Annotated in this window: 20 protein-coding genes; 5 read left to right on the forward strand and 15 right to left on the reverse strand. The window is 35.7% G+C overall.

Annotated elements, in window-relative coordinates; translation table 11 throughout:
* Positions 1-48 precede the first annotated feature (48 nt).
* From ACAM30_RS16510 to ACAM30_RS16520, 3 genes are all read left to right on the forward strand, one after another.
* Positions 49-672 carry a PASTA domain-containing protein gene (locus ACAM30_RS16510; RefSeq protein WP_369615677.1) on the forward strand — a complete coding sequence of 208 codons (624 nt, stop codon included), beginning with the start codon at positions 49-51 and terminating at the stop codon, positions 670-672.
* A complete protein-coding gene (locus ACAM30_RS16515; protein WP_369618661.1) occupies positions 662-1705 on the forward strand; it encodes an RluA family pseudouridine synthase in 1044 nt (347 codons plus the stop codon). The genes ACAM30_RS16510 and ACAM30_RS16515 overlap by 11 nt, the downstream gene beginning before the upstream one ends.
* A gap of 245 nt (positions 1706-1950) precedes the next feature.
* Positions 1951-3402, forward strand: a complete 1452-nt coding sequence (locus ACAM30_RS16520; protein WP_369615678.1) for an acyl-CoA dehydrogenase family protein — start codon at positions 1951-1953, stop codon at positions 3400-3402.
* 151 nt (positions 3403-3553) lie between these two features.
* Here the strand turns inward: ACAM30_RS16520 and ACAM30_RS16525 are convergent, their stop codons facing one another.
* From ACAM30_RS16525 to ACAM30_RS16590, 14 genes are all read right to left on the reverse strand, one after another.
* The gene (locus ACAM30_RS16525; RefSeq protein WP_369615679.1) at positions 3554-4165 is read right to left on the reverse strand and encodes a hypothetical protein; all 612 of its coding nucleotides are present in this window, start codon (positions 4163-4165) and stop codon (positions 3554-3556) included.
* 8 nt (positions 4166-4173) lie between these two features.
* Complete coding sequence (locus tag ACAM30_RS16530; RefSeq protein WP_369615680.1) at positions 4174-5415, reverse strand: ATP-binding cassette domain-containing protein; 1242 nt, start codon at positions 5413-5415, stop codon at positions 4174-4176.
* A gap of 19 nt (positions 5416-5434) precedes the next feature.
* On the reverse strand, positions 5435-6292 hold the full coding sequence (locus ACAM30_RS16535) for a sulfurtransferase (protein WP_369615681.1): 858 nt from the start codon (positions 6290-6292) through the stop codon (positions 5435-5437).
* Positions 6293-6417: 125 nt separating this feature from the next.
* Positions 6418-6807, reverse strand: coding sequence for a DUF1398 domain-containing protein (locus ACAM30_RS16540; RefSeq protein ID WP_369615682.1), 390 nt, complete (start codon positions 6805-6807; stop codon positions 6418-6420).
* Positions 6808-6939: 132 nt separating this feature from the next.
* A complete protein-coding gene (locus tag ACAM30_RS16545) occupies positions 6940-7782 on the reverse strand; it encodes a mechanosensitive ion channel family protein (RefSeq protein WP_369615683.1) in 843 nt (280 codons plus the stop codon).
* Positions 7783-7873: 91 nt separating this feature from the next.
* A complete protein-coding gene (locus ACAM30_RS16550) occupies positions 7874-8311 on the reverse strand; it encodes a thioesterase family protein (protein WP_017496553.1) in 438 nt (145 codons plus the stop codon).
* Between the two features lie 84 nt (positions 8312-8395).
* Positions 8396-8881, reverse strand: coding sequence for a peptide-methionine (S)-S-oxide reductase (locus ACAM30_RS16555; protein WP_369615684.1), 486 nt, complete (start codon positions 8879-8881; stop codon positions 8396-8398).
* Between the two features lie 105 nt (positions 8882-8986).
* The gene (gene msrA, locus ACAM30_RS16560) at positions 8987-9481 is read right to left on the reverse strand and encodes a peptide-methionine (S)-S-oxide reductase MsrA (RefSeq protein WP_369615685.1); all 495 of its coding nucleotides are present in this window, start codon (positions 9479-9481) and stop codon (positions 8987-8989) included.
* 79 nt (positions 9482-9560) lie between these two features.
* On the reverse strand, positions 9561-10385 hold the full coding sequence (locus ACAM30_RS16565) for a hypothetical protein (RefSeq protein WP_369615686.1): 825 nt from the start codon (positions 10383-10385) through the stop codon (positions 9561-9563).
* Positions 10386-10484: 99 nt separating this feature from the next.
* Complete coding sequence (locus tag ACAM30_RS16570) at positions 10485-11702, reverse strand: PDZ domain-containing protein (RefSeq protein ID WP_369615687.1); 1218 nt, start codon at positions 11700-11702, stop codon at positions 10485-10487.
* Between the two features lie 123 nt (positions 11703-11825).
* Positions 11826-12947: a helix-turn-helix domain-containing protein gene (locus tag ACAM30_RS16575; RefSeq protein WP_369615688.1), complete on the reverse strand. Its 1122-nt coding sequence runs from the start codon at positions 12945-12947 to the stop codon at positions 11826-11828.
* A 96-nt stretch (positions 12948-13043) separates the two neighbouring features.
* On the reverse strand, positions 13044-13658 hold the full coding sequence (locus ACAM30_RS16580; RefSeq protein ID WP_369615689.1) for a trans-aconitate 2-methyltransferase: 615 nt from the start codon (positions 13656-13658) through the stop codon (positions 13044-13046).
* Between the two features lie 13 nt (positions 13659-13671).
* Positions 13672-14070 (reverse strand): NUDIX domain-containing protein, encoded by a 399-nt coding sequence (locus ACAM30_RS16585; protein WP_369615690.1) that lies wholly within the window; start codon positions 14068-14070, stop codon positions 13672-13674.
* A gap of 20 nt (positions 14071-14090) precedes the next feature.
* Positions 14091-15155: an ankyrin repeat domain-containing protein gene (locus ACAM30_RS16590; protein ID WP_369615691.1), complete on the reverse strand. Its 1065-nt coding sequence runs from the start codon at positions 15153-15155 to the stop codon at positions 14091-14093.
* A gap of 477 nt (positions 15156-15632) precedes the next feature.
* On the opposite strand from ACAM30_RS16590, the gene dnaK reads away from it, so the two are divergent.
* Both dnaK and ACAM30_RS16600 read left to right on the forward strand, forming a co-directional pair.
* Entirely contained in the window at positions 15633-17516 is a 1884-nt protein-coding gene (gene dnaK, locus ACAM30_RS16595) for a molecular chaperone DnaK (RefSeq protein WP_369615692.1), read from the forward strand.
* A gap of 176 nt (positions 17517-17692) precedes the next feature.
* Positions 17693-18247 carry a hypothetical protein gene (locus tag ACAM30_RS16600; RefSeq protein WP_369615693.1) on the forward strand — a complete coding sequence of 185 codons (555 nt, stop codon included), beginning with the start codon at positions 17693-17695 and terminating at the stop codon, positions 18245-18247.
* A 100-nt stretch (positions 18248-18347) separates the two neighbouring features.
* On the opposite strand, the gene ACAM30_RS16605 is transcribed toward ACAM30_RS16600, so the two are convergent.
* Positions 18348-18950: a transposase gene (locus ACAM30_RS16605; protein ID WP_369615694.1), complete on the reverse strand. Its 603-nt coding sequence runs from the start codon at positions 18948-18950 to the stop codon at positions 18348-18350.
* Positions 18951-19114: the final 164 nt, after the last annotated feature.

Below are 19114 nucleotides of genomic sequence, written 5' to 3' on the forward strand. Positions count from 1 at the left end.
TTTTTGAAACGAAATAGCTTTATCTTTGCGACTAATAAAAATAAATTTATGAGTTTACGTAAGTATTTAACGAGTCGTGTATTTTTTGTACAAGTATTAAGTGCGGCAGCTATAATTGCCGTTTTGGGTTATCTGTTTATGCATTGGCTGACTTTTACCACTGATCATGGTAATGAAATTACTGTTCCGAATTTAGCCAAACTGACGGAGGAGCAAGTAGAGTCAAAACTGGATGAACTGGATCTGGATTATGTACTTTTGGACAGTGTTGATTACCGAAGTGAATTCCCAAAATACAGTGTTGTTGAGCAGGATCCGCTGCCAGGAACGAAAGTAAAAGTGGGAAGAAAAATATATATTAAAATTAATGCATCGGGATTTTCTTCGGTTAAAATACCTGATTTAATTGAGAAGACGTATCGTGAGGCGGTTCCAACGCTAAAAGCTTTAGGGCTTGAGGCAGGAACTATTACTTATATTCCAAACTTAGGAAAAGATATGGTTTTGGAGATGCGTTACAAAGGAAGAAACTTAAAAGTAGGAGATCGTGTGTTGAAAGCTTCTAAAATTGACTTGGTTTTAGGAGACGGAAAAGCAACTTATGAAGATGAAGGGCAGGCTGTAGACAGTGTAGCTGTACCAACTACTGAAAAAACTAATGATGAGCAATAATATTGAAAATTTAGATCTGGAAGACGAATTATTCGAACACTTCAGATTTGAAGTCCCTAAAGGTCAGGCGCTTTTGCGTATTGACAAATATTTAATGAATTTGATTCAGAATGCGACCCGAAATAAAATTCAGAATGCCGCTACTGAAGGAAACATTTTTGTAAATGATATTCCGGTTAAATCAAATTATAAAGTAAAACCGTTTGATGTGGTGACCGTGATGTTATCGCACCCTCCATTTGAAAACCATATTCTGCCGGAAGATATTCCATTGAATATTGTGTTTGAAGATGATGCTTTGTTGTTGATCAATAAAGAACCTGGTATGGTGGTACATCCGGGACACGGAAATTATACCGGAACTTTGGTGAATGCACTGGCACATCATTTTGATAATTTGCCAATGAACAGCAGTGAGCGTCCGGGCTTGGTACACCGAATCGATAAGGATACGTCCGGACTTTTGGTAGTAGCAAAAACCGAAGCGGCAATGACACATCTGGCCAAACAATTTGAAGCTAAAACTTCAGAACGCGAGTATATTGCTCTTGTTTGGGGGAATGTAGCGGAAGATTCCGGAACAATCGAAGGAAACCTTGCCAGACACTTAAAAGACCGCATGCAAATGGCAGTTTTTGCTGATCCTGAAATTGGGAAACCTGCGATTACACATTATAAAGTATTGGAACGTTTTGGTTATGTGACTTTGATTTCCTGTAAACTGGAAACGGGAAGAACGCACCAGATTCGTGCTCACATGAAGCATATCGGGCATCCGTTGTTTAATGACGAACGTTATGGAGGTCATTTAATTTTGAAAGGCACGACGTTTACCAAATACAAACAGTTTATCGAAAACTGTTTTAAAGCTTTACCACGTCAGGCACTGCATGCCAAAACACTTGGTTTTGTACATCCTAATACAGGTGAAATGATGCGCTTTGATACAGAACTGCCTCAGGATTTTCAGGATTGTATCGATAAATGGCGTAATTATGTGAAATCACATAATGTTGAAGATGAAGAAAATTAATTGGATAATTTGATCATTAGATAATTAAATAATTTTTATAATTAAAAGCTCCTGATGGAGCTTTTTTTATGCCTGATCGTTTTAAAATTGTCAATAAAGTTTTATGTTTTTGCAGTCAACATATTGAAAGTTGGAGTAATTTAGTACATAAAAATAAAGTCAGAAAAGGTTCTTTTCTGACTTTATTTTAAAGAATAGAATCCGAAGAAGGATCAGATATTTATGACTTAATAAACCTAATTGGTATGGAAACAAAAGCTGTTAGAGCAAAAACCGATGAGAGTAAAACCTATCTCTCAGCATTAGAAAATCTGATTAAAGAAAATTATAATTCTGCTGCATTTCCAAACGTTTCATTTCCTCGTGATGACTGGGCTAAATTATCAGAAAAAGGAGTGATGCTTTCTATGATTCAAAAGGAGTTTGGCGGACGATACAGTCATGAGGAGCTTTGCGATATTATTGAGACGATAGCCAAGTATAATCTGCCGTTGGCCATGTATACCATGATTGTTACAGCTTTATTTATGAGGAATGTTACAAAATATGGTTCTGAAGAGCTTAAAAGAGAGGTTCTTACCAGGTTTAGTTCAGAACCTTTAGTGGGAGGCTTTGGTCTTACAGAGCCATCTTGCGGTTCCAATATGGCCAGAATGAAAACCACTTTTGAAGAAAAAGAAGACGGTTATCTATTGCAAGGCGAAAAGCATTGGCAGGCCTTTAGCGGCACTGCAGATTGGTGGGTAGTTGCAGCAAAAAATAGTAAGAACTCTAAGGATTTTGGTTATTTTGTGGTCAAAAGATCCGAAGGATGGAATTTAGTGGAAGAGTACGATGCTTTAGGACTAAAAGCCATTGATTATGGAAGAAGTAAAATTGATGCTTTCGTTCCTAAATACAGACGATTAAATGTAACTTATGAAGGCTTGACCGGAGCCGTTGATATGCTTTGCGGTTCTCGTTTGAGTATGTGTGCAATGGCAAGTGGTTTTATTTCAAGAGTATATGCTGAAACGAAAGAAAGAACTAAAACAAGAAACATGGGCAACGGCGTTTTGTTTGATGTTGGATATGTAAAGTATAAGCTTAAACTTTTAGCGGCCAACAAAACCATTACAAAAGCTTTGTTCGTTTATTTAAAGTATAAAACGGATTTCAGAGCCGTTTTGTTAGATCATTTTTTTGAGGCGCAGGCGATCAAAGTTTTGGCAACTGATAAAATGCTGGAAAGTGCGCTGAACTATCAACAGCTTTGCGGGGGAGAGGGCTACAGACGGGATTCTCCAAGTAACAATGCAGCTTATGCCTTGCTTGACTCTCGTGTTTACACTATTTTCGACGGGACAAATGATTTGTTAAGCCAGCAGCTTGCAGAGTTTTGTGTGAAGGAAAGTAAAGACGGTAATGTGGTGAAGTTTTTATCTGAATTTGAAAAGACTAAAAACGGAATTTCACATATCAATTTTGATTTATCCGTTTTGAATAATAATGATACGCAGGAAGAAAGAGTAATGAACGGACAAATCATTTCAAGAATATTTGGGCTTCAATGTCTGGAAGAGGCTCTGGAGGCAACCGAAAAACATTTTGAATACGGAGATTTTCGAAATGCCGTTCTCTTTTTAAATGCCGATATCAAAAAGACAATAGCTGAAACTGAAGTTTTAAAGAATAATTGTTTGGTCTGTATGTATTAGATAATTAGATAGTTGGGTAATACGATCATTAGTCAATTAGATAATTTGCGTAAAAAAAACTCCAATTTTGGAGTTTTTTTTAGATACAGTCTCAGCACCTCAGCACCTCAGCACCTCAGCACCTTTGTCCCTTTGAACCTTAAAAAAAAATCTACAAACTTTTAATAACCAAATCAGTTAGATGAGCTTCTCCGTTTGTTATGAAACCCAGTTTTCCTTGTTGTCTTAAATTGTTTTTTTCGAGAGAGTATTCTAAGAAAGTTTCATTATCAACAGCAAAGTATAACTGATTGTTTTCAACTCTGATTTTTACTGCATACCATTTGTTGTTTTCCAGTTGCATTGGTTTTTTAAGTAAGGATGGCCCCCCGCGTTTGCCATATGCATCACTGTCTTTATGGTAAACACCTTTTCCAATAATGATACTTTTTTCAATTGTGTAGAGATAAGTCCGAATGTATTTTTCCTGTTCGAGATTTAGCATTATTTCAAACAAAGATTCTTTGACCAGATTTACTTTAAAGTTAATCTCGAAGTTTTTCGGAAGCTTCTTTTTGGATTCAATGATGCCCCAATGCATTGGACCACCGACTCCAATTAAAGTATGGTCTGTAAATTGCCATTCCCTGGAATCAAAAATCCAATCGGATTTTAGTGCAGCAGTTTTTGTGATTTGATATTCTTTTTTTGCAGTTGAAATGGTACCTGAACAGGAGGTAAGCAGTATTGTGGATGCTAAAAAAGCAAGGGATTTAATTCTCATTTTTGTTTTTAATTTAACTCTGAATGGTATTTGATCTTACCGATAGATCCGGTTGGAGTTGGTAAAAGTTCAAATACCGAAGTAGGAGCGAGGCCATTTTCTATGCGGTGTGAAACGTACAGAATACTAACATTTGTTTCTTGTTTGATGGTGTTAATCAATTGAATAACCAGATCTACATTTTCATCGTCAAGACCTTCTACAGGCTCATCGAGAATCAATAATGGAGGATGTTTTAAAACAGCTCTGACAATTAAAGCGACTCTTTGCTGTCCAATAGAAAGGTCAATGAAGCGTTTTTTTCGTAAGTGGCTCATTTCAATTACTTCGAGCCATTGTGCCACCGTTTGTTTTTGTAAAGTCGTGGGTTCAATGTACAATCCGATGGAATCAAAAAAACCGGAAAGAATCATTTCTTCCAGAGTATGTCCTTTTTGAAAAAGGTCGGTCATGGAAGTTGCGAAAATTCCAATCTGCTTTTTAATGTCCCAAACACTTTCACCGCTTCCTTTTTTTCTTCCGAACAAGTACAGATCCTGACCGAATCCTTTTGGGTTATCACCTGTGATTAAAGATAGGAGAGTACTCTTCCCTGAACCGTTCGGACCAACCAGCTGCCAGAATTCCCCTTGTTTAATTGTCCATGAGATGTTATCGACAATTTTTCTTTCCTCGTAACTTACCGAGACCTTATCCATTTTGATTAAAACACTTTCGTGAAAGGAGTGTGGTTCAATCGCTTTGGGAATTGCTGCCGTATTTAAAGTTTTAAAATGTTTTTCGTTTTTTGAAATCGGATGAAGTTCAAAGGAATTGTCTTTAATCGATGCTTTATTCGGAACAAAATCAAGTACATCTGTTACGCGATTGACGATTTGAATGATTGCAATGTCATCGGTTAGTTTTTTCAGAGATTGAACCAAAGCTGCACGTGAAGCCAGATCTAAATGATCGAAGGGGTTATCAAAAATGATAAAATCAGGGTTTTGACTGATGCAATATTTCAGAAATTCTTTTTTACGTTCGCCCGAAGAAAAAGTTCTTAGTTGTCGGTGTGATTCGGGAGCTGCTTCAACGGTATCGTATTGGTATTCTCTTTCGATGAATTTTTCGATAGCAATGTCTGAGAACAGAATGCCTTTTTGAGTGTTGAAAATAGCTAATTCTCCTTTGGCTTCTCCTGAAAGTAAAGTGTCTATAAAAGCTTTTTTATTGACCTGATTTGATAAAAGTATGTCCCAATGCTGCATTTTTGTATCTTAGAAGTAATTATTCTTTCGGTTTAGTAGCCATTTCACGATCGTTACGCGACCATTCGCTCCAGGAACCTACATATAGTTTTGGAATTTCTATTCCGGCATAATCTATAGCCAGTAAAGTATGACAGGCTGTAACTCCTGAACCGCAATGAACAATTATGTTTTCCGTTTTTTTATCGCCGATGATTTGGGTGTATTTTTCTTTTAAAATTTCAGAAGAGTGATACAATCCGTTAGAATCTAAATTTTCGCTAAACGGAACATTAATGGCGCCCGGAATGTGCCCTGCAATCAAATCCAGAGGTTCTGTTAAACCGTCATATCGATTTTTGTCTCTTACATCAATTACGATGTTTTCGTCATTATTTCGAGCTTTTTCAACTTCTTCGATGTCAGCAGTTTTTAGCGTCCATTTTGAAACAGGATATCTGTCAGTCGTTTTAAAAGTTTCGATTTCAGAATTTACAGGAAAACCTGCTTTTACCGCTTCCTGTAGACCGCCATTTAAAACCTGAACTTTTTCATGACCTACAGCCCGAAGCATCCACCAAAAGCGGGCTGCTGCGTTTGATCCGTTTTTGTCGTCGTAAATTACGACATGACTTTCTGGTGAAATTCCTGCTTTAGAAAGTACCTCAGAGAATTTCTCTATGGACGGTAAGGGATGCCTTCCGCCGTTTGAAGGATCGGTTGCTATGGTTGCCATGTCCTTGTTTAAATCAATATAACGTGCTCTTTTAAGATGTTCCTTACGATAATTTTCTTCTGCATTTATTCCGGCTCTGGCGTCAATGAGAATAATTTCAGACGAATTAGAAAGTTGTAAAAGTTCTTCAGTGTTTATGATTGAGGAAAGTGCAGCTGCCATCTTTGTAGAGGATTATCTTTTTGTTCGTTTAAAAATACTTTAAAATTTACGGGTTGTAAACCTATTTTCAGAGAATAATAGGAGCATCACCGGTCTTAATTAAGCGTTCTCGATTACTATAAAAGTTAACTTGGAATTTTTTCGATCAGAATTTCATTTTCGCCTTTGTCAAAATAAGTACAGGTCATTTCTATAATATCAACTCTCCATTTGGCTATTCCACAATGGGCGGCGTGACGGCAAAAAGTAAGGTAATCGGTCTGACCGTCCTGATGCATCACTAAAAATTCGATAAAGCGTTCTTTATTCGCAACTGATTCTACTTTTATCTCGTCGTATTTTTCGTCGGCCGTTACATGATAATTGTTTACTCCGTAGTATTCCACATGTCCGTCATGCACAAAAGTATCATAGCCTTTTACGCCTAAAATGATTAAGTCCTGAATATAATTAGGGAAATCAGCACCGGTTTGTACTTTCGCATGTGCTTCTTTGATTTGTTCTATTGTAAACATATTTTAGTTTTAGATTGTTGTGATTACTTTATTTATACACTTTATAAAATTAAAGTTAACGATTTTAAATTCAAAAATTAAAATCTTAAAGTTATAAGAAAATGTTATAAATGGAAGGGTTTAAAATATTTGTTACTGTTCTTTTTTAAGTGTAACTACTTGCTGTGGATAAGGAATATCAATATTATTTTCGTCAAAACGTTTTTTAATGCTTTGCAGTAAATCACAATAGAGCACAAAACCATCAGTAGAGTTTTTTGCCCATGCCCATGCTTTTAAGGTTACACTTGAGTCTGCCAATGCTACTACACGAGCGACAACCAAAGGGGTGTTTTGTTTTTTGCTTTCGGCAGTTCGGGTGTCGATAAAAAACGGATGTCTGGCAATTTCGTCCTGTATGATTTCTAAGGCCTTTTCAATATCAGACTGGTAACCAATGCCGATTTCGATGATTTTGCAGCATTTGGTATCGTGCATGTTGGTGTTGACAATGATCTGGCCGCTGATCACAGAATTTGGAATGATGATTCGGTTGTTTTCGGCATCCTTGAGGACCACTTGTCTTAGATTGATGTCTTCTACAGTACCCACAAAATTGTTGATGGTAATTTTATCGTTGATGCGAAAGGGTTTAAAAATAACCAGGAAGATTCCGCTTACAATATTACTTAAGGCCTGTTGAGAAGCCAGACCGGCAACAATTGAGATTACTCCGGCTCCTGCCAGAACGGAGTGACCTATTATTCTAAATTCGGGAATTTGAATTAACGCAAAGGCGAATCCTAAAATATAAATTACAGTAATGATCAGGTGTTTCAGAAACTTAAAGCCGGTAGCATCATATTCTTTATCGGCCTGTTTGCGATACAAAAAATAACGAAGCACCTTATCGGTCACCGCACCTAGAATTATAGTGACAAAGGCTATAATGGCAATGAAAATCCCTATTCTAAAGTCTTTTAAGTAATCGATCATAGGTTTTAAGTTTGAAAAAAAATCCAAAAAACGACTTTTGTTAGAATGTGCTTTTTGGATTTTTGTAATTTATATCAGATTGGATTTTGCTTTAAAGTCCAACAAAATCATCACTTTTCGGGAAGATGCTTAAGGCTTCGATAGCAATTTCCGGTGTTGGAGAAGCTAATTTACGAAGTTTAGTATCCATCCAGGCTCCGTCAACCGTAATAACGGCACAAAGCGTATCGTCTTCTCTTCTGAATTCGTGAATGATTGACCAGCGTGACGCATCGGCTTTCATTTTTGAGGTTTTGGTGTGAATAAATATTTTGTCGGAAAGTTTTAGTTCTTTTCTGAAAATACATTCTTCTCTAAACAAAACAGGTCCAAAACCCTGCGTTTGCATTACTCTTAAAGTTAAACCCAGTTCTTCAAGGATTTCAATACGATGCTGTGCGCCAAAATCGTAATAAGCACTGTGACGAACGTGAAAATTTGGGTCAAGATCTGACCAGCGAAAAGAGATTTCTTTAATAAATGAAGCCATTTTGTAATTGTAATTTTAATGAAAAACCGAAATTACGAATATTTATATCTCTTTTGGAAAACGGAAGAATATTTTACTTTATTTTTAACTGCTTTTTTTATGTTTTTCAAACTCCTCTTGTAATTTTTTCAGTTTAGGAACAATATTTGTCTGGCAGAAGGGAGCTTCTTTTCGGGTTTCGTAATAGTGTAGAAATTGTTCCTCGTTGCTTTTAAAGGCAGCAAAAGGTAAAATTCTGGTGATGTGTTTTCTGTTTAATTTATGATCCAGTTTTTGGAGTATTTCCGAAATTAGACCGGCGTCATTAGCATCGAAAAAGTAAATTGCAGATCGGTATTTTTCTCTCATGCTGTGATTGGAAGTACTGGAATGCGTAATCAAATGTGCCTCAATGAGAACTTCTAACGGGATAATACGGGAATCAAAATCAACAAGAACAGCTTCGGAAAAAGTATCGTCAGGTGCTTCAGATTTTATCCATCCCTGTTGCACATTGGTTACTCCCTCAAAAAAATCAAAAACTGCTTCAGTGCACCAATGACAGCCTCCTCCAAAACCTATTGTATTCATTTGATTACTATCTTAATAATTCCCGTTTATTTTGATCCAATACTATCTCCAATAAAGTTTTGAAATTTTTGTGATCTTCTTTATTGGAGATAAGATGTTTTATACTTAGGTTAAGAAAGTTTCTTCAAATCTTTCAAAGTGGCAGGTATAACCATTTGGGTGTTTTTGCAGATAGTCCTGGTGTTCCGGTTCAGCGGCCCAAAAAGTAGTATAAGGCTCTAAAGTGGTGACGGCAGTTTCTCCCCATTTTTTTGAAGCATCTACAAGATGGATTACTTCTTTGGCCATGGCTTTTTCTTCTTCGTTTTGATAAAAAATAGCAGAGCGATAACTGGGCCCCAAATCATTGCCCTGACGGTCTATCGTAGTAGGATTGTGAATGCGGTAAAAGTAATCCAGAATCTCTCTGAAATTAGTTACCTCAGGATCATAGGTTAGTTCTATTCCTTCGGCATGACCCGGATGATTCCTGTAAGTTGGTTTTTCATTTTGCCCGCCAATATAACCTACTTCAGTATTTAATATTCCCGGACGGGTTCTGAACAGTTCTTCCATTCCCCAGAAGCAGCCTCCTGCGATATATGCTTTTTTAGTTTCCATATTTTACGATTGTTATTGATGTACTGAACTTTTAGTACTGCAATTTACTAAATATAGAGCTAGTATTAATGCCAAATGATTATTTCAGTTGATTGCCTAAATCTTCGAAGAACATATTCTTTTTCAGCTGTTTTGAAAGTGAAATAACTATTTTCCTGGTATAATCCCTTTTCAGATACAGATAAATCTTTTGCTTTTTCAGATCAATAGCCATCGAATAGTTGGTTGCAATATCATCACCGGGTTGAGGTTTTTGGGCTGTTTTGGAGAGGATTTGTGTGATGTCGGTTAAATCGAATTTTTTTTCTTTTTGAAGATAATGGTAGGCAGTTTCCCGACGCCAGCAATGTTGGGTGTGATTGTTGTTAATGCTGTAATTGGTGAGGGCAAAGCAGGGAGTTGTTTTTCTTACGATATAATTGCCATGTACCGTTGCATAATCACCTGTTGCATCTCCAATAAACAATTGGGCAGCCGATAGTTTGATTAAATTGAAACCATTGATGTATCGTAATGCTTCGTCTACTGTTTTGCAGGTCCGTAAAATATCGTTGATTACTTCTTTTTCCCTGTCTGTTTTTTGGAAATTCCGGATTACCGGGATTTCATCAATTGCAGTATAATCCATAAAAAGACCGTATTCATTTAAACCGCCCTGTGGGTATTGATACATGATAGATTCATAAGTGGGATGCAACTCAGACCAGCTCATGTATCCATAATTCTTTTTGGATTTTTTAAAATACCAAAAACGGTATTTCATATTGACCGATTCGTCTTCGTTATTGCCAATCCAGACATGTTTTGAGTCATTAGCCATAAAAATGGTACAGGCATTTGTAAAGTTTGTGTGGGTTAATAGCAGAATCAGTACTAAACTGATTTTTGAAATTTTTTGTCGCATATCATTGATTTTAAGCTGCGAATCTATGATTGTTAATGCTCATCAATGTTCGGACTTATCCAGTCGTACCGATTTTTTTTCAATATGTTTGATCCCGTTTTAATTGAAAGGAGTATTTTTTAGTAAGTGAAATTCCTTTTGTTCTTCGCCACGTTTAATCTGTATGGTAATCTCTTTTTCAGTCTTAAGGATATTATTGTATTGAAAATAGTTTTCACAATTAGAAATTCCACTTCCTTGTTTTCCGTTGATCCTGATTATTTCATCATTAACTAATAAACCTGCCTTTTGAGCATTCAGTCCGGTAAAAATTTTACTGATGTATATTTTGTCATTATTAAGGTTGATATTGAAGCCAAAAGTTTCAAAATCAGCTTTAGTGTCGTTGTAAGGAGACAAGATCAGTTCATTGTCTTTAAAATTGAGTGTCACAATAAAATACTTTAGAAGTTCAGAACCTAATAAATTGTAGTTGTTTGATGCAGAGTAGTAGGCTATCTGATTTTTTAGTTCCGTTTTTCCAATAGACAATTGTTCTAATTTTGCAGCAAAAGTTTTTTCTTTCACTGTACCATTGGCACTGATATCGCCTTCGCCTTCTATGGTTAGAGGATTATTCATTTTTAGGTTAGAGGCAGTTTTTTCGGTTAGTGAAATCAGGCCTCCATAACCAAAGTCTAACATGAAATCTTCTTTTTTCCCATTAATAATAAGAGTCAGAAAAGGGTTTAGTGTTTTATCAAGACGTATTTTTATTTTTTCACTTTTATCAGGAATGGAAATTTTTGAAAGATCATCCGAGATTTTTATGACCGATTTTTGGGGATCAATCTGCCAGACTGCTTCACGAATCACACTTTTTCCGATGAGTCCGCCATTGGTGTAACAATTGATAACTGGTGATACCGAAAAGTCAAAGTTAAAAACACCAACATCCTCAAAGGAGGTTTGACCAATTTGTAGTGATGGTACTTTCGAAAGTTTTATTTTGGATTTTATTTTATTAGAACTTCCGGCTTCTACTTCCATCAGAGGTAATAGATTGGCATTTTTCATAATTTCGGACGTCACGGTATTGAATCCTCCGGTATCAAAAATATAGTCGTAAGTATGAGTATTTATTGTTACCGGAATAATAATGTACCCCTGTTTGTCGGTAAAAGGAACTTCTTCGTAAAAGTTTTTCGAAACCAGTTTTGCTGCATTAGCAATAGCCAGTTGTTCTTTGGGACTCTGGCTAAACACGCAGAGATTTACGGCTAATGTATTTATCAATAAAATGAACCGAAACCTGTTTTTTGATGTTTTTTTTGTCATAACTAACTGATTTTAATAAAAGTATAAAGCTATGAAAATGTTTGTATGAAGTGTTCGGGTTTATCCATTCAAACAAAATTATTGCTGAATAAGTTAAATTTGGTGATGGTATAAAATGGCGGTTTAGAGTTTTTGGCTTTTGACATAAGAAGAAGGAGAGACTCCGGTTTGTTTCTTGAAAGCAGTATTAAAAGTGGTTTTAGAATTAAAGCCCGAAGCAAAAGCAATTCCAAGCATATTCAATTGGTTTGCCTGTTCAGAGACTAATAACTTTTTAGCCTCTTCAACCCTGTGTTTATTGATAAAATTGTAAAAATTATCCCCCGTTGTTTCATTGATAAGGAAAGAAGCATCGTGAATACTGATGTTTAATTTTTCGGCGACGATTGGAAGTGTTAGCTCGTTATCCAGAAAGATTTTATCTTTTTCGACCAAAGACATAAGACGGATGGATAAAGCTGCTGTCTGGTCGTCATTTATTCTTTTTGGTTTTGGTTCTGATTTATGATGTTCAGGACTAATTAGTTCTGAAATTTCCTGAATCTCTTTTTCTTTAAAAGTAAAAATGTTTTTTTGCCGGATTGAAAAGTAAGCCAGAAAAAAAAGTAGTCCGGCATAGAGTAAATTAGTCGCTTCCGTGAGTAAAGGCAGTTCAAAAAAGGCATCATTTATCCAGACGATTACAATTACAAGCATGAGGTACAGAAATTGAATCAGCCAATCTAGATTGATTTCGTCAACAGAAGAAGAGATTTGCTTTAGATTTTCCTGATGTTTTAAAAGTAAGACGTATGATTTCGTCAGATAAAACAGCAGCAGAAATGGCAAAATATCCCGTACCAGAAATGAAACATCATTGGTTATAGGAAACAAGGGAAACTCAGAAAGACTATTTTGACTGATATGGAATCCATTTTCGACACAGCTGTATAGAAGAAAAGGGACAAAATGCAGTCCATCTTCCTTTGTGAATTGCTTTATTGGATTCACAAAGTAAAGAACACTCATAAATAAGCTGGAAGGCATTAAAAAGGGTAAACTGTTCAGGATTTTAGATGCGAAACTGTCAGAAACAATGATTCCTGTTTTAGAAACATAGATATTCAGGAAAGTGCAGCCAATAAGTGATGCAAAAACACCCAGCCAGCAATTAGCCTTTATATTTTGCTGTAAAGGATGAAAAAAAAGCAGAAAGCCAAGCAAAAAACCGGCACCAGAAATAAAGCTGATTAAGAATAGATTCATGACCGGATAAATATAAAACTATAATTCAGTACGATCAAATGTAGTGAATTATAGTTTTAGGTAAGATAAAGTTTTATCGGTAAAAGAGTGGTCCCGCTATTGTTTTCTGAAACTGCAAAACAAAAAATTCTGTTTCGTGTCAAAAGGCGTTGTATGATCTTCTGTTAAACAGCAGATTTTTTCGAAGCCGCTTTTTTGCAGTTCATCTGTTAGTGTTTGTTCCGAATATTGTTTGATTTCAAGTCCGCTGCATTTTGTTGGTCCATTTTCCGAGAATGTCCCGATTGAGATATAGCCGTTAACCCATTTTTGTACAATCTGCATGTATTTAGAAATTTGTTCTGTCGTTGTCAGGAAATGAAACGTGGCTCTGTCGTGCCAAATGTCATAAGTAGTATCCGGTTCAAATTCGGTGATATCGCTAATCACCCAGTTTACTTTCTGAGCTTTGTCACCCAGACGATTTTGTGCTCTTTCAAGTGCTTTTGCTGAAATGTCCAAAACAGTAATATGTTCAAATCCTAAATCGAGTAAATGATCTACAAGGTTACTGTCACCACCGCCAATGTCAATAATTTTAGCATCTTTTGATAGAGCAAATGAAGAAATAAAGTCAAGTGAGGTTTTTGGAATCTCCTGTGTCCAGCTTACCTGATCCGGATTTTTGGTTTGATAAACCGTTTCCCAATGTTTTTTATTCTCTTCGTCCATCTTTAATTTTTGTTTAATTGATCCATCCGTTTTCTTTCAGATGCGTGAAGATAATCTTATCAACCTCTGAAATGATGTCCAGATCTTTATAATTTAACCATTTAATTTCGGCTATTTCATTACTTTCCGTAGGTGTTCCCGTGTAATCAGCCTTGTAGCAGGTCATTTTTACAGTAATTCCATCTGCATGTCCGTCAGACTGTGCTTTGAAAGTCCCTACATATTCGATAGATTCCGGTAGGATTTCAACGCTTAGTTCTTCCTGAATCTCACGGATTAAAGTTTGTTGGTCAGTTTCGTTAGCTTCTCTTTTTCCGCCCGGAATATAATATTTGTTTTTTCCTTTTGATTTTGTACTTAAAATTTGGCCATTTTCGACTTTTATTAAGGCAATTTTATCAATTTCGATCATCGGTTTGTTTTTTAATTTACTTATATTTTATAATTGGGTGTATCAAGTAAAATGGGTGTTGTATTAGCCAGAACCCATTTAGTTGCCAGTTCGCATAAAAAAATAAGTTCATCAGACTCTGCGTCTCCATTTTTGCGAATATCTTTTATAATTGAATTGGCTTCTTCAAGTTCTTTATCAGACAGACAATGGTTTGAAGATAGGTGGATAAAAAGTGCATCTAACATCTTTTTAAAATCAGCATTCCAGTTTCCGCCGCCATTGCGGTAGATTTCGTCTCTCACTTTTCCTGAAATGCGAACCACTTCACCCTGAATCGTTTTTGCACTGCCTTTTGATGGGACCAATAGCTCCCAAAGTTCTTCGTATTGTTTTTGCCATGTATCACCATTTACAAAAATTGGTGCTATACCGTCATGCAGAATTCGTTTTTTTACTGGCGGAACATCAAAAATAGTATAAAGCTCATTTAATGCAAAATCTGTGTCATTCAAAGAATCTTTATTGAAATTCTCCCGATGAAATTCAAAATCTTCCCCTCGTCGGGTAACAGCGTCTTTCATCTCTTGTGTTATTTCATTCGGGGATTTCAGAAGTATTTTTGATATTTCTGCCAAATTAATGAGGTTGATATTATTGGCTCGTTTTAATGCATATACTAATGGCGTTTGCTTGTCTCTGTTTAAAGCATTAATATCTGCTCCGTATTCAATCAGCTTTTTAACTGCGGCTACATTAAAACCGCTGCCTGCTGCAAAGTGTAATGGTGTATTGTCATTATAATCGAGTACATTGATATTGGCACCTAATTCTAAAAAAGGGGCTATATCTCCACTACGTATCGAAGCGTGCTGGTGCAGTGCAGTACGGTCATAAGTGTCAATAGCTTCGAGAGGTGCGCCTTTTTGTACTAACCAGTATACAAGCTCATTTGGGATTCCCCAAAAGCTCAATGCTGTTGTTTTTCCGTAACCGCCTCTTGCGTCTAATTCACAAGTGTCGAATACTTTTTTTAGAGCTTCAATGTCTTTCTTTTCAATCAATTCGTCAAAATTTTTTGGAAGCGTTTTTCTTTTCTTTGCCATTATTTTTTAAAATTGTTTGCAATGTTTTAGAACTTCTTATTGGGGTGAAAAATTGAAATACAGAAGCTAAGTTTATTTTTAAAGGTTAGATAAATGTAACGGTTAAATTTTGCAGTCAAAGCTACCTCAGTGCAAGTATTATATGGTGTTTGTTTCCAATTTCAAATATAATGTGTTTTCTATTAAAAAATGAAATGAATTAATATTTTTGAATATTTTTCCTTTTTGAGGTTTTAATAAAAAGACACCGTCATGTTGTTTTTATTAAGGGTGTTTTGGATTAAAAACGCGATAATAATGACATGTAAAATACTGATATGCCACGTATGTCAGGTATTAAAAATGTCATGTTGTCAGATGATTATTGTCTTGCCAATAGTAAAACTGACAATTTACTTTGGTTTTTTATATTGGCACAAAGATTGACTTATGCCACCTGAGTTATAAAATGTATATCAAAAATTAAATATATAAAAAATGGGTAAAATAATCGGAATTGACTTAGGTACGACGAACTCTTGTGTTTCTGTAATGGAAGGTAACGAAGCAGTTGTTATCCCTAACGCAGAAGGAAAAAGAACTACACCATCTATCATCGCTTTTGTTGAAGGTGGAGAAATTAAAGTAGGTGATCCTGCAAAAAGACAAGCAGTAACGAATCCTACAAAAACGATTGCTTCTATTAAACGTTTTATGGGACACACTTTTGCTGAAATTACAGAAGAGGCAAAAAGAGTTCCTTACAGTGTTGTAAAAGGTGACAACAATACTCCACGTGTGGATATTGACGGTCGTTTATACACTTCTCAGGAGTTGTCTGCAATGACACTTCAAAAAATGAAAAAAACTGCTGAAGACTATTTAGGTCAAACAGTTTCTGAGGCAGTTATTACAGTTCCTGCTTACTTTAACGATGCTCAGCGTCAGGCTACAAAAGAAGCTGGTGAAATCGCTGGTCTTAAAGTAATGCGTATCATCAACGAGCCAACTGCTGCTGCACTTGCTTACGGATTAGATAAAAAAGGAACAGATCAAAAAATTGCTGTTTATGATTTAGGTGGAGGTACTTTTGATATCTCTGTTCTTGAATTAGGAGACGGAGTTTTCGAAGTATTGTCTACAAATGGTGATACTCACTTAGGTGGAGATGATTTTGATCAGGTTATTATTGACTGGTTAGCTGACGAATTCAAATCTGAAGAAGGAATTGATTTACGTTTAGATCCAATGTCATTACAGCGTTTGAAAGAAGCTGCAGAGAAAGCTAAGATCGAATTATCATCTTCTGCTGAAACTGAAATCAACTTACCATACGTAACGGCTACTGCTTCAGGACCAAAACACTTAGTGAAAAAATTATCAAGAGCTAAATTTGAGCAATTATCTGATTCTTTAGTAAAACGTTCTATGGAGCCAGTTGCTAAAGCATTAAAAGATGCAGGTTTATCTACATCTGATATCGACGAAGTAATCCTTGTTGGAGGTTCTACTCGTATGCCAAGAATTGCTGACGAAGTAGAGAAATTCTTCGGTAAAAAAGCTTCTAAAGGTGTTAACCCTGATGAGGTTGTTGCTATTGGAGCAGCTATTCAAGGTGGAGTTTTATCTGGAGATGTAAAAGATGTATTGTTACTTGACGTAACTCCTCTTTCTTTAGGTATCGAAACTATGGGTGGTGTATTGACTAAATTAATCGAGTCTAACACAACTATTCCAACTAAAAAATCTCAAGTATTCTCTACTGCTGCTGATTCTCAACCATCTGTTGAAATCCACGTATTACAAGGAGAAAGAGCTATGGCTGCTGATAACAAAACTATCGGTCGTTTCCACTTAGATGGTATTCCACCAGCACCAAGAGGAGTTCCTCAAATCGAAGTAACTTTCGATATCGATGCTAATGGTATCATCAAAGTTTCTGCAACTGACAAAGGAACTGGAAAATCTCACGATATCCGTATCGAAGCTTCTTCTGGTTTAACAGCTGAAGAAATCGAAAAAATGAAAAAAGACGCTGAAGCTAACGCTGATGCTGACAGAATTGCAAAAGAAAGAGCTGAGAAATTGAACGAAGCTGACAGTACTATCTTCCAAACTGAATCTCAATTGAAAGAGTTAGGAGATAAATTGACAGACGATCAAAAAACAGCTATCGAATATGCTTTAACTGAATTGAGAATGGCTCACCAGTCTCAAGATCTTGACGCAATCCAAAAAGGATTAGACAATGTAAACGCAGCTTGGAAAACAGCTACAGAAGCAATGTACGCTCAAGGTGGTGAAGGACAACAGGCAGCTCCACAACAAGAGCAGTCTCAAGGAGACAACGTTGAAGATGTTGAATTCGAAGAAGTAAAATAATTCTTTAATACTAAGAAATTAGTACAAAGTATTAAGATAGAAAACCGAGTCAGAAATGACTCGGTTTTTTTATGCCAATGAATTTTGAAATTATTTGTTGCGAATGTGGTTTTACGTAAGTTTATTAGGGTTTTTAGTCTTTATTTTGAAAAAAAATAATTTAAATTAACTCTCACATGAAGAAAATTTTAAGCATTGGATTATTGTCGTTATCGGTCTTGTTAACAGCTTGCAGCAGTGATGAAAATGATAAGAAGGATAATGGTAACTCTGTTTCGGCTACCATAAATGGTACAACATGGAATGCAACCAAAATTAACAGTGTAACATTAATCAAAGTAAAAAGCGAAAAACAGCAACGTTTTGATATTAATATTCAGGACAATGCTCAAATGTTATCGCTAGCCTGTGTAAGCGAACTGACAACTGCTGATGCTATGCCAATAAAAGCTTATAACTTTGATGAAGATGCAGAAGATGAGAACAATATGGATGCTTTATTCATAAATACTTATTTAATTGACGGAAGTACTTTTACAGAACATTTTGTTCAGAGCGGAAAGCTAACCATAACTTCGATGGATCCTGCTAATAAAACGGTATCCGGAACTTTTAGCTTTACGTCTAAAAAAGTAGGTTCGCTGCAGACTAAGGTTAATACTCCTGAAGTTTTTGAAGTGAAAAACGGAACTTTTACAAACTTGTCTTATACTGTCATAACACAACCATAAGTAGAGTAATTTGTTTTGAAAAAACCGGGTTAGAAATGACTCGGTTTTTTTGTACATACAAACCCGACAGGTTTTTAAAACCTGTCGGGTTTAATTTTTATTATGAATTAAGGAAGTCTTCAAGAGAATTAAAATTTTCATTATTCAAATGTGAGTTCTTTAGTTCTTCAATATCCTGAAAAAATGAAATCACTTTTTCTCGCTTCACCTTTGTAGGTTTTTCAGAGATGCAGGTTTGATAGGAACTCCAGGGATATTCTATTGGATGGTGGCAAAAACCGTGATTTACAGGATTGTAATGAATGTATTTTACAACAGATTGCAGATAAATATCATGATCAATAAGTTTACGTTTAAAAGGCCTTTGAAATAATGCTCCGTGTCTGTTGTATCCTTTATTGATTGCTTTTGTATAGGCATTGAACAAGTTCCCAAATGATTGATGAGGAGCTATAATTCTTTTAATTTCGTAATCTTCGTGAGTATGGAGAATTTCTTCAAAAGTTTTAATTCTAACCAATAAATGAAAATGATTTTTCAGTAAACACCAGGCAAATGTTTCGGCAATAGGATCAATATGTTTGTTATAAAGAACCAGAAAGTAAGCGTGATTTCTATTTTCTTTAAAAAGATTTTCGCTATTAATAGCACGGTTATAAATATGATAGTATTTTCCAAATTCTAAAGGTTCTGTAATTTGCATGCTTAGTAGTTATTTGTCAATTGTTTGCGTTATCTAAACCCGACAGGTTTTTGAAACCTGTCGGGTTTTAATTAGTAAAAGTAGTAAAAAGACTACAATTTAAGTAGCAATAACCCCATCAAAATGACAATTGTCATTTCCTAATCGGAAACTTTTTTGTAATA

The sequence above is a fragment of the Flavobacterium sp. CFS9 genome (assembly GCF_041154745.1).
Classification (GTDB): domain Bacteria; phylum Bacteroidota; class Bacteroidia; order Flavobacteriales; family Flavobacteriaceae; genus Flavobacterium.

Bases quoted from the DNA above. Each gene is read 5' to 3' on its own strand.
- ACAM30_RS16510 (WP_369615677.1), top strand. From the start codon at position 49: ATGAGTTTACGTAAGTATTTAACGAGTCGTGTATTTTTTGTACAAGTA.
- ACAM30_RS16515 (WP_369618661.1), top strand. From the start codon at position 662: ATGAGCAATAATATTGAAAATTTAGATCTGGAAGACGAATTATTCGAA.
- ACAM30_RS16520 (WP_369615678.1), top strand. From the start codon at position 1,951: ATGGAAACAAAAGCTGTTAGAGCAAAAACCGATGAGAGTAAAACCTAT.
- ACAM30_RS16525 (WP_369615679.1), bottom strand. From the start codon at position 4,165: ATGAGAATTAAATCCCTTGCTTTTTTAGCATCCACAATACTGCTTACC.
- ACAM30_RS16530 (WP_369615680.1), bottom strand. From the start codon at position 5,415: ATGCAGCATTGGGACATACTTTTATCAAATCAGGTCAATAAAAAAGCT.
- ACAM30_RS16535 (WP_369615681.1), bottom strand. From the start codon at position 6,292: ATGGCAGCTGCACTTTCCTCAATCATAAACACTGAAGAACTTTTACAA.
- ACAM30_RS16540 (WP_369615682.1), bottom strand. From the start codon at position 6,807: ATGTTTACAATAGAACAAATCAAAGAAGCACATGCGAAAGTACAAACC.
- ACAM30_RS16545 (WP_369615683.1), bottom strand. From the start codon at position 7,782: ATGATCGATTACTTAAAAGACTTTAGAATAGGGATTTTCATTGCCATT.
- ACAM30_RS16550 (WP_017496553.1), bottom strand. From the start codon at position 8,311: ATGGCTTCATTTATTAAAGAAATCTCTTTTCGCTGGTCAGATCTTGAC.
- ACAM30_RS16555 (WP_369615684.1), bottom strand. From the start codon at position 8,881: ATGAATACAATAGGTTTTGGAGGAGGCTGTCATTGGTGCACTGAAGCA.
- msrA (WP_369615685.1), bottom strand. From the start codon at position 9,481: ATGGAAACTAAAAAAGCATATATCGCAGGAGGCTGCTTCTGGGGAATG.
- ACAM30_RS16565 (WP_369615686.1), bottom strand. From the start codon at position 10,385: ATGCGACAAAAAATTTCAAAAATCAGTTTAGTACTGATTCTGCTATTA.
- ACAM30_RS16570 (WP_369615687.1), bottom strand. From the start codon at position 11,702: ATGACAAAAAAAACATCAAAAAACAGGTTTCGGTTCATTTTATTGATA.
- ACAM30_RS16575 (WP_369615688.1), bottom strand. From the start codon at position 12,947: ATGAATCTATTCTTAATCAGCTTTATTTCTGGTGCCGGTTTTTTGCTT.
- ACAM30_RS16580 (WP_369615689.1), bottom strand. From the start codon at position 13,658: ATGGACGAAGAGAATAAAAAACATTGGGAAACGGTTTATCAAACCAAA.
- ACAM30_RS16585 (WP_369615690.1), bottom strand. From the start codon at position 14,070: ATGATCGAAATTGATAAAATTGCCTTAATAAAAGTCGAAAATGGCCAA.
- ACAM30_RS16590 (WP_369615691.1), bottom strand. From the start codon at position 15,155: ATGGCAAAGAAAAGAAAAACGCTTCCAAAAAATTTTGACGAATTGATT.
- dnaK (WP_369615692.1), top strand. From the start codon at position 15,633: ATGGGTAAAATAATCGGAATTGACTTAGGTACGACGAACTCTTGTGTT.
- ACAM30_RS16600 (WP_369615693.1), top strand. From the start codon at position 17,693: ATGAAGAAAATTTTAAGCATTGGATTATTGTCGTTATCGGTCTTGTTA.
- ACAM30_RS16605 (WP_369615694.1), bottom strand. From the start codon at position 18,950: ATGCAAATTACAGAACCTTTAGAATTTGGAAAATACTATCATATTTAT.